Annotated in this window: 12 protein-coding genes; 2 read left to right on the top strand and 10 right to left on the bottom strand. The window is 37.8% G+C overall.

What is annotated here, in order from left to right; translation table 11 throughout:
* The first annotated feature begins 235 nt into the window (after positions 1-235).
* Positions 236-1,207, top strand: a complete 972-nt coding sequence (locus tag MF646_RS05825) for an NAD(P)H-dependent flavin oxidoreductase (RefSeq protein WP_250095553.1) — start codon at positions 236-238, stop codon at positions 1,205-1,207.
* A 211-nt stretch (positions 1,208-1,418) separates the two neighbouring features.
* Positions 1,419-3,089 (top strand): GMC oxidoreductase, encoded by a 1,671-nt coding sequence (locus MF646_RS05820; protein ID WP_250095552.1) that lies wholly within the window; start codon positions 1,419-1,421, stop codon positions 3,087-3,089.
* A 242-nt stretch (positions 3,090-3,331) separates the two neighbouring features.
* On the opposite strand, the gene MF646_RS05815 is transcribed toward MF646_RS05820, so the two are convergent.
* The 10 genes from MF646_RS05815 to nikB form a co-directional block, all read right to left on the bottom strand.
* Entirely contained in the window at positions 3,332-4,279 is a 948-nt protein-coding gene (locus MF646_RS05815; RefSeq protein WP_250095551.1) for a sugar ABC transporter substrate-binding protein, read from the bottom strand.
* Positions 4,280-4,663: 384 nt separating this feature from the next.
* Entirely contained in the window at positions 4,664-5,383 is a 720-nt protein-coding gene (locus MF646_RS05810) for a LutC/YkgG family protein (protein WP_250095550.1), read from the bottom strand.
* Positions 5,380-6,810, bottom strand: a complete 1,431-nt coding sequence (locus MF646_RS05805) for a LutB/LldF family L-lactate oxidation iron-sulfur protein (protein WP_250095549.1) — start codon at positions 6,808-6,810, stop codon at positions 5,380-5,382. The genes MF646_RS05810 and MF646_RS05805 overlap by 4 nt, the downstream gene beginning before the upstream one ends.
* Positions 6,811-6,826: 16 nt before the next feature.
* Entirely contained in the window at positions 6,827-7,546 is a 720-nt protein-coding gene (locus tag MF646_RS05800; RefSeq protein WP_250095548.1) for a (Fe-S)-binding protein, read from the bottom strand.
* A gap of 69 nt (positions 7,547-7,615) precedes the next feature.
* The gene (locus MF646_RS05795) at positions 7,616-7,783 is read right to left on the bottom strand and encodes a DeoR/GlpR family DNA-binding transcription regulator (protein ID WP_250095547.1); all 168 of its coding nucleotides are present in this window, start codon (positions 7,781-7,783) and stop codon (positions 7,616-7,618) included.
* Between the two features lie 527 nt (positions 7,784-8,310).
* Positions 8,311-9,660: an MATE family efflux transporter gene (locus MF646_RS05790; RefSeq protein WP_250095546.1), complete on the bottom strand. Its 1,350-nt coding sequence runs from the start codon at positions 9,658-9,660 to the stop codon at positions 8,311-8,313.
* A 36-nt stretch (positions 9,661-9,696) separates the two neighbouring features.
* Entirely contained in the window at positions 9,697-10,467 is a 771-nt protein-coding gene (locus tag MF646_RS05785) for an ABC transporter ATP-binding protein (RefSeq protein ID WP_250095545.1), read from the bottom strand.
* Positions 10,464-11,285 (bottom strand): ABC transporter ATP-binding protein, encoded by an 822-nt coding sequence (locus tag MF646_RS05780; RefSeq protein ID WP_250095544.1) that lies wholly within the window; start codon positions 11,283-11,285, stop codon positions 10,464-10,466. Before MF646_RS05780 ends, MF646_RS05785 begins: the two co-directional genes overlap by 4 nt.
* Complete coding sequence (gene nikC, locus MF646_RS05775; RefSeq protein ID WP_250095543.1) at positions 11,282-12,130, bottom strand: nickel transporter permease; 849 nt, start codon at positions 12,128-12,130, stop codon at positions 11,282-11,284. The genes MF646_RS05780 and nikC overlap by 4 nt, the downstream gene beginning before the upstream one ends.
* The gene (gene nikB / locus MF646_RS05770; protein WP_250095542.1) at positions 12,130-13,077 is read right to left on the bottom strand and encodes a nickel ABC transporter permease; all 948 of its coding nucleotides are present in this window, start codon (positions 13,075-13,077) and stop codon (positions 12,130-12,132) included. Before nikB ends, nikC begins: the two co-directional genes overlap by 1 nt.
* Positions 13,078-13,148 lie beyond the last annotated feature (71 nt).

Here is a 13,148-nt window from a genome sequence, read left to right as displayed (position 1 = left end):
CAAGTAGAAGGGGGTTTGTACAGCTATTATTGACAAACCCCCGAATCATTGCCTCCTCTGTTTCTGCTTATGAGAAAACCATTTATTTCTACTTGCTTCTGTTTTCTCATTGATTATGGAATATGTACGTAATTCAGTTCACTTTACATATTAAAATAAATGTTAATTAAGTCACAGTTGTTTGAAGAGCCAATTGTTACTATTAAAAGATATTAAGCTCAAACTTAATAAATAGTTGAAATGGGGTGTATTTTTGAACTTTCCACAATTAAAAATAGGCCATATGGTGCCAGATGTTCCAATCATTCAAGGTGGTATGGGTGTAGGGATTTCTTTAAGTCGGCTCGCATCTGCAGTTGCGAATGCCGGTGGAATCGGAATCATATCAGGGACGGGTATTACTGTCGATGAGATGAGATCACATATTAGGAAGACTAAGGAAAGCATTAACAATTCAGGATATATAGGGGTAAACGTTCTCTTCTCTATGAATGATTTCGCTGAAAAGATGAAAGCAGCTATTGAAGAAAGAGTGGATTTCATTATATCAGGTGCTGGAATTTCAAGAGATATGTATGCATGGGGCAAAGAAGCTGGCATCCCTGTCATCTCAATTGTATCTTCAGCGAAACTTGCTAAACTATCAGAACGACTTGGTGCTTCCGCAGTTGTTGTAGAGGGCCATGAAGCTGGCGGACACCTTGGTACTGATAGACCGTTGTTTGATATATTGCCTGAAGTGGTAAAAGCGGTTAAAATTCCGGTTATTGCTGCTGGAGGGATTCTGAATGGAGAAGATCTCGCACGTGCATTAAGTCTTGGAGCTTCTGGGGTACAAATGGGAACGAGATTTGTGGCTAGTGAAGAGTGCGACGCACCGTTATCATTTAAAGAAAAATATGTACATGCCAAACATGAAGACACTCTTTTGGTAAAAACAACTGTTGGTCTAAAGGGGCGTGCAATAAAAAACCATTTCACTGAACTTATTTCAGACGATAAAAAGATAAAAATTAAAAAGTGCATTGATTGCTTGAAGAATTGTTCTTATCGTTTTTGTACGCTAGATTCTTTGATCACTTCTAAAAATGGTGATTGTGAAAATGGCTTAGTTTTTGCAGGTTCAAGAGTGCATGAAATTAAAGATATTCTACCCGTTAAAACAATCATCGATAATATCATGAGAGAATATAAAGCTTGTATATGACAAGTATGGCTAATATTTGAAAGTATACGGTGGTGTCTCAAAAGTCAAAAGCAGACTTTTGAGACACCACCAACAAACTTCAAAATCAGTGTGAAGAATACGACTAATACTGTAAATTAAGATTATTAAATTAATCATTTTCAATTGAACTCATACATACGAATATTAAGATTGTAGTACTTTTTAGAAATACACAAAAGGATGTGTCCGCATGAGAATTTATGTGGCTAAAAATGGTGATACCCTAAAAAAAATATCTGAAACATATAAAATTAAGCTTAATAAATTACTAATGTATAATCCACACATTTCAAATCCACTGATGAACCTCGCAGGTTATAAAGTATATATCCCTTCTCCACCAAGTTTAGCAAAAGTTACATCACCTATTGGGGAATGTACATTGTCTCCTCCTTCAGACCTGCTCTCCTCTTGGATTCCACTTACATCTTTAGAACAAATGACTGATACTGATTATGACGTGCTTATCGTAGGGTCTGGTGCAGGAGGCGGAGCTGTACTTAGGAGATTAGCTGAACATTGGAGAAATAGCGGAAAAAAGGTAGGGATGATTGAAGCGGGAAACCTCTTACTCCCTACTCATGCAAGGAATATCCCAACGATGAATGATCCACGCTTCACTCAATATTTTCATACCGTTTCCAAATGGACCGGTAAAAACCTACCCGATTTCCCCGGTGCCAGACAGCTTTTTGCTTTAGGAGGGAGAACGTTATTTTGGGGAATGTCTGCTCCTAGAATGGACCGTTCTGAGATTTTAACATGGCCGATCCCCCTTAAAGAAATGAACTATTACTATGACATTGCTGAAAAAGTTATGAGGGTAACGACTGCGTATATGGAGGGATCTTCGCTTCAAGAAACCTTGCTAAAACGCCTGCATGAAAATGGTTTCCCAGAAGCGACAGATGTTCCTACACCGGTTGATCTTCAAGTCACGAAATATGGGGAAATACATTCCGATGTATTTTGGAGTTCTATCTCCACTCTTGCTTATGCTTTAAATCGAATGCCTTTTGATTTAGCTATTAATGCCCGTGCGGTAGAATTGTTCGTCGAGCAAAATAAGGCAGTCGGTGTAAAGGTAATGTCTTCTAATAAAAAATCATATGTTCTAAATGCAAAAACAATTGTCTTATCTGGGAGTACATTTGAAACCCCCCGACTATTGCTTCACTCAGGAATAAAGGGAAGAGCAATTGGTCATTATTTAACGAATCATTCCTTTCTCTTGGCAACGGCCAAAGTGAACCGGCAAGAATTTCCCGAAATACTCGGTACACTTAGTATATTTATTCCACAAACAACTAAACGTCTCTATCAAATTCAAATGGGTGGACCTGGAGGAGCCGATCAATGGTACCTTTGGTATCCGCAGTATGAAGAAAAACCCTTGCTCGATGAATTATTAATCGGTATCAGTGCGTTCGGCAAAGTTGAATCACGCTTTGAAAATTATGTCACACTAGACCCACAGAAACGAGATCAATATGGAGTACCTAAACTAAACGTTAACTTTTCTTATAGCCAAAAAGATAGAGAAATCATTGAAGAAATGGCGGAGACTTTACATGAAGCTTCTTCTGCGATGAAAGCTGCCTTAGTTGCGAGAAACGGTCAACAACCCATTTGTCTTATGCCTCCGGGAAGTGACTATCACGAGGCAGGAACCTGTCGAATGGGGAATGATCCATACACTTCCGTTACGAATCCATATGGTCAAGTTCATAGCATAGAGGGACTATATGTAGCTGATAATAGTATCTTTCCTTCAATGGGGGCAGCCAATCCTACATTAACAACTGTTGCTTTATCTATAAGAACAGCTGATTATATTGCAAGAAAATTTTTAAATACTTAATTAGATTTGGATCTTTAAACGTATTTTGAAGTTATACGCGGAGACGCCTCATTTCTACTCGAATTTAATTTCCGTCCCTCTTTTCTATAACATAATCAATTAGAAAGAGAGAACAATGCCATCTGTCGAATGTTCTCTCTCCGGTTTATCTTATTAATAAGAATTTGCTATTTTCATACCCCAATTTAATCCAATGCTGTTACATTTGTTTACTTAACCCTAAAACATACTCAATTATTGGGTTAATCTAGCAACTTTTTCTGAAAATCTAACCTCTGCTGCGCGTTACCCTTAATAATAATATCTACACCACTATCAATATTACTTTCAACTTTTTCTCCGTTGATGACTTTCATTGCTGCTTCAACGCTTAAATATCCCATATCATAAGGATTTTGTGCTACTGTTCCAGGTAATTCCCCTTCTTCTACCAATTCAATCATATCATTGATACCATCTGCACCAATGACTGGCATATGAAGACCCTGTTCTTTCAAACTCTCAAAAGCACCTAATGCCATGATATCTGTTACAGCAAGTACACCTTTAACATCAGGATGGTTGTATAAAATTGTTTCCGTCACTTCTTTTACTACGTTTGTTTCGTTTGGTAAACCTATTTTCTCTACAGCTATACCAATTCCTATATCCTCAAGGCTTTTTTTAGCTCCATTTACCCTATCAGCTGAAATAGGGTGGCTCATATTTCCTGCAATGATAGCCACTCTATCTCCAGGCTGAAGTTGAGAAGCTAATAACATTCCGCCTACTCTTCCTAATTCAAAATTATTCGTACCTATGTACGAGGTTTTATTTTCCCAAGATTCATCTGAATCAACTAACAATACAGGGATACTTTTTTTCTGAAATTCCTTCAAAATAGGAATAACGTTGGAATTCAAAGGAGCAACAATTAATGCATCTGGATTTTGTTCCAGAGTGTTATGTAACATATACTTCTGTAAAACTTCTTCAGAATCAACACTCGGTGCAATCACTTTTCCATTTACACCAAAATCTTGAAATCCTTTCTCGGCTCCAGCTTTTAAAAGTTGGAAATATTGTGTATCTAAATCTTTTATTACAACTACGATTGTTGGTTTTTCATTACCTATTGCCTTTGACAGAAAAAAAACTAAGGTGATAGCTACGACTAGAAGATATAATAGAAGAAATCTATTCTTTAACATTAAAGCCTCCCTTTTAAATTGCAATGTTATGCTTCATTAGTTTTGGAGTTTACATTACTATGCACTTGTATGGTATCGGTTCCACACGAGACCAAAAAATAATTTCCTTTCGCGTAAGTATAGAGCAAAAATTCTGTGTTTTCATTCTACTTTCCTTTCTAATAAATTGTCAATACAATCCCGCATTATTCTCAAGAAAACTACGGCCAATTTTTTCAATGAACGAAAATGCTGCATCTACAAAGACATATAAGTATTTTCTCTACTATATCGATGTTGTGGGGTTGTCGTAAACGGTCTGTTTTGACCTTTTGCGACAACCCCGAAGCAATGAGCGGGACGGCTACAACATTAAAAAAGCCTAGAGTCAACTTTTATTAAACATTATTTATCATCAACAATTAAATAATAAGCTTTAACCGGCCCATGTACCCCCACAACTAGGTTCATTTCAATATCTGCACTATTACTAGGCCCAGAAATAAAGTTTATACAAGATGGAACTGTTCCGTGCTCCTTCTGCAGTTGGTGAATATAACTAGTCGCTTGTGTCATCCGTGGCACAATTGTGCTCTTTGGAATAATTGCAATATAAAAGGTTGGCAGTAAACTAACTGACCTGCCTTTCCCTTTATCACTTAATAAGACAACGGTGCCAGATTCGGCTAATGTCATGTCTGCAAATGTAATTCCGATATCTGCTCTTTCAGCAATCTTCACATTTTCCTCCGCAATACTAGGATCCCATTTATGCACATCGATATTTTTAGAGGAAGCTTGCACAAAGTAATGATCTACTCCGTACTCCTTAAATCTTGGATCATCCCAGCTTACAATCGACTTAGCTTTCCAGTCATCTACCACTCTTTCTAAAACCTTTTGAAGGGACTCGGTCGTCACTACTTCTACTTGTGTATGAATGTTCTTGCATTGTTCTTTTAATCTTTCAACCAATTGATTCTGACTTAATCCTTTAAACACATCATGTTGTGGCTGATGCTTCCACTTTGGCCTGGCGACAGGTGCGGTTTTTCTTTCACGCCCTAGACTTTTTGCTACTTGGTCTAGAAACCGCTCTTTATTTTGAATGCTTCCTGTTGTCATGACATGTCGCCGCCTTTCTCACGTTTTTTGTACCATTCTCTAAAGCTCTGCTTACTTGGTTCTGGAAAATCTCGAATATCCGTCCATGGCTTAATTGGCCCTGGACCTTTCTTGATTTTCCCTTCACTTACAAAGGGACCCATCATCGTTGGGGCAGCTTTTGAACCAAGGTTGAATAGTTTTGGTGAACTGGCAGCTAAAGAAAAACCTTTCATGGCAAGTTTTTCACCAAAGCCTGCTCTCCCTTGCTCTTCTACAATGTTCCTGCGATGTTTGATAAGTAAATCATGTAAAGGGATCTTAACAGGACATGCTTCCGTACACGCACCGCATAAACTAGACGCATAAGGTAATTCCTTGTAATCATCATAGCCGCCAAGTAATGGAGAAAGCACAGCACCAATTGGCCCTGGATAAATGGAACCATAAGAGTGTCCGCCCACATGACGATAAATAGGACAAACATTAATACAGGCTGCACAACGAATGCATTGCAGGACAGATTGGAATTCTGTTCCTAAAATATCTGACCGTCCGTTATCAACAATCACAAGGTGAAACTCCTCTGGACCATCAACATCTCCTTCTTCTTTTGGTCCAGTTAACCCAGTAATATAACTTGTTAGTTTTTGTCCAACGGCACTTCGGCAAAGCATGCTGACCAAAATATCTAGTTCTTCCCAAGTAGGTACGATTCTCTCCATGCCCATAACCGTAATTTGCGTCTTCGGTAATGTTGTTGCAAGCCTAGCATTCCCTTCATTTGTCACAAGCGAGATAGCACCTGATTCTGCAACGGCAAAGTTACAGCCAGTAATTCCAATATCTGCAGATAAGAATTCGCCACGTAATTGTTCTCTAGCAAACCAGGCGAGTTCCTCTGGCTTAGAAGATTTTGAGTAGCCTTTTTTATCTTCAAAAGTTTCCCTTATTTGGTCCTTATTTTTGTGTAAGGCAGGAGCAACAATATGAGACGGTGGATCATGGTCATCAATTTGAAGAATGTATTCCCCTAAGTCAGATTCTATCACTTCACAACCAGCTGCTTCTAACGCTTCATTCATACTGATCTCTTCTGTTACCATTGATTTTGATTTGATGACCTTTTTGGCTTCCTTTTGCTTGGCAATCTTTGTAATATATTCATTTGCTTCTTCCGCTGTTTGCGCAAAAAAGACATGTCCTCCTCTTTTTATCACATTTTCGGAAAGTTGATCTAAATAATAGTCTAAGTTCTCTAACGTATGTTGTCGTATTTCTTCAGATAATGAGCGCCACTCTTCCCAATTTCCTAACTCTTCCTGCGCATCTAGTTTTCTACCTTTTAGTCTTTCCTGTGCTGAAACCATCGCACTTCGCATAAAATCATTGTTAATTCCCTTATCGACTCGATCAAAAAATTTTTCCTCACTGATTTTCATAGACACTAGCAATCACCACCTTTTATTGTTTGCTGTTTAATACTTGAGCGATGTGCATAACTTTTATCGGCTTTCCCTGACGCTCGATTCTTCCGCCAATATTCATCAAACAGCCACAATCAGCTCCAATTAAAACTTCTGCTTCCGTCTTTTCGATATGCTCAATTTTCTCATTGACCATCTGCTCTGAAATCGGCATCATCTTTACCGAAAACGTTCCTCCGAAGCCACAGCATGTCTCTTTATTTGGAAGACTTGCAAACTCTAATCCTTCAACATTTTCTAATAATTTCATAGGAGCATCCTTTACCCCTAAAAGGCGTGTCATATGACAAGATGTATGGTACGTTGCTTTCTTATTGAAAACAGCTCCAATATCATCTTTCTTTAACACCTCTACAAGAAATTGCGTAAATTCAAACGTCTTTTTTGCTAAAGTATTCGCTTTTTCTTTCCATATTGGATCATTTTCAAACAAATGGCTGTATTCATGAATCATAGCCCCGCAAGAGCCTGAAGGAGTCACAACATAGTCAGCATGCTCAAATGTTCGAATTATATGTTTGGCAACGTCCTTTGTTTCTTTGTGATAGCCACTGTTATATGCTGGTTGACCACAGCATGTTTGCGCTTGTGGAAAATCGACTTCACAGCCGTTTTTCTCAAGAATTTCAATAACATCTATGCCGACACCTGGGTAAAACACATCAGCTAAGCACGTTACAAATAAAGATACTTTCATTGTTCTCCCCTCATTTCAGAGATTTAGTAAGGTTATTTAAAAAGGTAACAATACCATTTGTCATAAACCTTATGAGCGAATTATTCGAATTCCAAGATCTTGAAATTCTTCAATCTGCTCCTGATTTGTATTAGAATCAGTAATTATAGTATGAATCGTCCCAACTCGTGAAAAAGCCTGCTTTACAAACTTTGTATGATCGGCTAGCAAGTAAATTTCATCAGATATGTCAATCATCTTTTCATGCCTCTCAGCTACGAGTATTCTATCATCTCCTCAAAAAAGATGGTTTCATCTTTGATGTTACAATTATTCAATTTTATCATTATTTATAGAAATAAGAAAAAAATGCAGTCAGGCCTTTTTTCCATTATAAGCCTGACTGCCAATCAACTAGTTACGTTTCGAAAGAATTTTCTCCTCGTTTTCATTCCGCCTTGATTTGTGTAATTGTAATCCAATGCTTTTGTTACACAGATTGAAAAAGTTTTCAACACTATCAAAAACCAAGTACTAGAACTAATGTAAAATCGTGTCCTCTACTTTTGGAACTGCTAGTACCGCTGAACCTGTATCATGCGTTGCAGGTAGGATTACGTTCAGATCGAATCCGAATTCTACTCCTTCTTTAAACTACCGATATTCTCCTTAGGCATTTGATTTCTTGAAACATATCGAAATTTACCCTAAGAGTACCTTTTTACAAAGCAAAAAGACCTTTACCTGTTACACAAGTAAAGACCTATAACGGACACTAATATTCGTTAACTAAATTGACTACGAGTTAACTTAGGTACAAACAACGATAAAAAGATAGATCGTGCCAAGCTAAACAAAACAAAAGCCAACCAAATACCATGCTGTTGATAAATAGGTACGAATAACCAAATTGCTAATAAAAATACGATTAATGCGAGAGTAATGGAGTTTCTAACCGACTTGGCCTCTGTAGCTCCTGAAAAAATCCCCTCTAATTGCAAGCCCCAAAACCCCACAAATGGAAAAATGAGCAACCAAATTAAAAGATCGTTAGCAACGAGCCTTACATCAAGTAACGTTGTAAATAATGCAATGATTGGTTCACCAAATAATAAAATAACAAAAAACAATACAAAGGCCGAACCAACCCCCCATTGTCCCGATAAAGAAAATGCTCGTTTATAAAGCAAGAAGCTCTTTCCTCCTATCGCTCTTCCAACAAGAATACTTGTTGCATTTGCAAAACCGCCAAATAAATAAGCCATAATATAATGAATTTGTAATAATATTGCATTTGCTGCTAAAGTTATTTCACCCATACTTGCACCTTTTGCTGTAAAGACTCCTGTCATAATCAACAAACAAACAGTCCGTAAGAAAAAATCTCTATTTACTTTTAGCATCTTTATGAGAGGTTTAGACTCTAGCACCATTTGTAACTTTACGTGTGAGAACTTTCCCTTATTTGCTTGCACAATCACCCAGGATCCAAACAAAACAGCAGTGATTTCAGAGATAACTGTCGCATAAGCTACTCCTGTAACGCCCATCCCTAATCCTAAAACAAAAACAATATCTAAAATGATATTTAAAAGATTCATCGTAATCTGAGTTGCTAAAGCTAAGCGAACTTTCCCCGTTCCAATCAGCCAACCAATCATGACATAGCTTAGTAGAATAAAGGGCGCTCCCCATATTCGGATCGAAAAATAAGTAGCAGCAAAACTTGATACTACTTCACTACCTCCAAATAATTTTAAAGCTAATTGCAATATAGGTTGCTGTAAGATAATGAAAAGCAAGCCAAAAATAACGGCCATAATCATTGGTCGTAGGAAAGATAAGAGCACCTCGTTTTGATTGTTTGCCCCTTCTGCTTGTGCTGTAAATCCACTCGTACTCACTCGGAGAAAGCCAAGCAACCAATACATCGTATTAAAAATGACAGCTCCAATCGCTACTCCACCTAGAGCAGCCGGGTCAGGTATTTGACCAATTACAGCTGTATCAACTGCACCTAATATCGGAGTCGAAATCCCAGAAATAATAAGTGGGACTGCGAGCACTAAGTACTCCCTATGAGTAAAAGTCTGCGTTTTCTTTAATTCTAGTGATGACGATGTCGCTAGCTTCATATGGTTCTCCTTCAATCATGTCTATCGTTCCTTCTCTTATTCAATCTTTGCTGCTTGAATCAAAGCCTTCGTATAAGGATGACGTCCCTCATCATATATCTCGGACAACTCGAATTGATCGACAATAGAACCATCTTTAAGAACCATCACCTTATCACACAAAAAAGATACTGCCCTAATATCATGAGAAATAAAAAGAATTGTCATGTTCGTTTTTTGCTGCAGCTCTTTCAACAAACGTAAAATTTGCACTTGTACTGTAACATCTAAGCTTGCAGTGGGTTCATCGCAAACAAGAAGAGATGGTTCAATACTTATAGCTCTTGCGATACTAACTCGTTGTTTTTGTCCTCCACTTAATTCTCCCGGATAACGATCTACCATTTCTTTATCTAATCCAACTATCTCTAAAAGCTCTTGGGCTATTTCTTTCCTTGTCAGACCTTCAACTTTTAAAAAAGAGGGAGTGATTTCCTTAAAGTTATCTAATGGCTCAAGTAAACTTTTCCAAATGGGCAATTTAGGATTCAACGTACTTGTCGAATCTTGAAAGACCATTTGGACACTTTTCCGAAACTGCCTTAAATCGGAACGCTTTCTAGGGGCTATCGTTTTACCATAGTAGGTGATGCTGCCTTCTTTATAAGTTTCCAATCCTAATAAAATTCTTCCTAACGTACTTTTGCCACTTCCACTTTCCCCTACAATTCCTATGCATTCTCCTTCATTAACACGAAAGGAAATATGATTCAATGCTTGAACCTGTTTGGAATATTGTTTGGAAAGACCTTCTACAACTAAACTCATACAGACATCACTCTTTCTGTTACTAATGTTTCTCCAGGAAGAGCTAGTAAACAAGAACACAGCTTTTTCGTATAAGGATGCTGGTGATGACAACGAATTTGTTCCGGTAGTCCTTCTTCAACGATTTCGCCTTGATTCATAACATACATTCGATCCGTCCGCTTATATGCTTGGGCTAGATCGTGAGTAATCATTAAGACTGCACAGCCGGTTTCTTTGCGAACTTTATCAATATAATGTAATACCTTTTCACCATTCATCACATCTAGTGCTGTTGTCATTTCGTCACATATTAATAATGAAGGCTTTAGCGAAATAGCGGTTGCAATCGAAGCACGTTGCAATTGTCCGCCACTTAATTGAAATGGATAACTCTGGTAGACTCTTTTTGAATCTAAACCCATTTCATCAAGAACTTGCAGAGCTATGTTTTGTGCCTCTTTTTTTCGAACCTTTTGGTGTGTACAGATTGTTTCAACCATTTGCTTTCCTATTTTAATGAATGGGGTAAAGCTCCCACGATAATCTTGAAAGATCATACCAACTTCATTTCCTAAAAGTTGCCGGTGCTCTTCTGTAGAAATCTTTACTAAGTCGCTATTATTAAAAAGAATCCGACCATGTATATTCATCCCATGTGGAAGAAGACCCATAATAGCTCTAGCTGTTAAACTTTTTCCACTACCACTTTCACCGATGAGACCGACAACCTCCCCTTTATTCACCTCGATATTGACGTTTCTTAAAAGAGTTTTAGTTTTTTCACCGGCTTTTATTTTAATATGCAAATCTTGAATTGATAGTAGAGATTTACTCATAAACCATCCCTCCCTTTTCGGATATCAAAGTAACTTTTCAGCCCATCTCCTAGTAAATTACAACATAAAACAGTTAACATTATGGCAAGTCCTGGATAAATCATTAATGAAGGGACTACTTGAAAATATCCTCGGCCATCATTAAGCATCGCTCCCCATTCTGGGAGTGGTGGTTGTGCTCCAAGACCTATATAGGATAATGCCGAAATTAGTAAAATCACTTTTCCTACATCAATCGCAGCCATGACAATAATGTCTGGCATGACTTGTGGGAGCAAATGCATACGAATTGTTTTGAAAGAGCTGGAATTAGAAGCTTTTGAAACTAAAACATACTCTTTTTCTTTTTCAGCCATGACTAATCCACGAACCACACGTGCATAAACAATCCACCGTACTAAAACAATAGCAATAATAATATTTGTCAAGCTAGGCCCTAACATTCCAGCAATAGCAATTGCTAGTATAAAGTCAGGAAAAGCTAAAACACCATCTATGATTCTCATAAAAAAGGCATCAATTTTTCCACCGATGTAACCAGAAAGAAGTCCAATAGGAACACCAATACAAATGGCCAGGACAATGGCAAACATCCCTAACCCGATTGTCAACTTAGCACCATAAATGATTCTTGAGAATACGTCCCGACCTAGTTGGTCCGTCCCAAGCAAGTGTTCAGAGGACATTCCTTGCAACCTATTATTCATATCAATTTGAAATGGATCATGAGGTACAAGCGCACCCCCAAAAAACGTTACACCTGCAAGAAAAAGCGCTAGGACGATCCCTATACTCATATTAGGATTACGGATCAGTCGAGAGGTTTTCATCATTGCTGTTTCCATTACCCTACTTCCTTTCCTTGCTTTATTTGTGGGTTAATCATTACGTACATGACATCAACAATAAGATTTGATATCACAACTAAAAATCCCACTATAATAATATAACCTTGAATCACAGGATAATCACGCTGCATGACGGCATTTACAATCAATTCCCCCATCCCCGGCCAGGAAAAGAGGATCTCAATAACAGTAATTCCTCCAAGAAGACTGCCAATGCTTAATCCAAACATTGTAACTAGAGGAATGAGACTGCCTCTCAGGGCATGAAAAAGAAGAATTCGCTCTTTCCGCAACCCTCTTGCTTTTGCTGCTTCAATATATGAGCTCTGTAATGTAGCAATAAGTCTTTCTCGTAATAACCGAATATACATTGGCGCCATAGCAATCCCTAGTGTAATAGATGGCAGAACAAAATGAGCCAACGTACCTGTTCCCATAACAGGTAAAAGATTAAATTTTAAAGAGAAAACATAAATTAATAGCAACCCTAACCAAAAACTTGGAATAGAAGCTCCCATCATTGCAATCCACCTGCTTACATAATCCGGCCAGCGACCTTCATAAACCGCTCCTAGTACTCCTAATGGAACGGAAATAACGAAGAGTACCACCATTCCTCCTATCGTTAAAGCAACTGTCGCTGGCAATCTGCTCATAATCATATCTAGAACCGGTCTTTTCGCAATGACCGATTCTCCTAAATCAAACTGAGCAACATTCCAAAGCCACTGACCATATTGCACTAAGATTGGTTGATCATAACCATATTCTTTCATTAATTTCTCTTCTTCTATTGTTGTCGATACCAAATCGTCTACTTTTAGAATTGCTCTAATTGGATCACCCGGTGTGATTTTCATCAATAAAAAAGTCACAAAAGAGAGCACTAAGATCATAATAATTAATTGGACGAATCTTGAACCAATAATCGACAAAACCCTCATTTTTCTTCACCTACCAAATTCTTATAAACTAACAAGAAAAGTGAAAGTGTCTTAAACACTTTCACTTTTCC

The sequence above is a fragment of the Halalkalibacter alkaliphilus genome (assembly GCF_023555415.1).
In the GTDB taxonomy this organism is placed as follows: Bacteria; Bacillota; Bacilli; order Bacillales; family Bacillaceae_D; genus Halalkalibacter; species Halalkalibacter alkaliphilus.
Note: the sequence above shows the minus strand (reverse complement) of the source record. Positions and strands in the feature narration are given on the sequence as shown.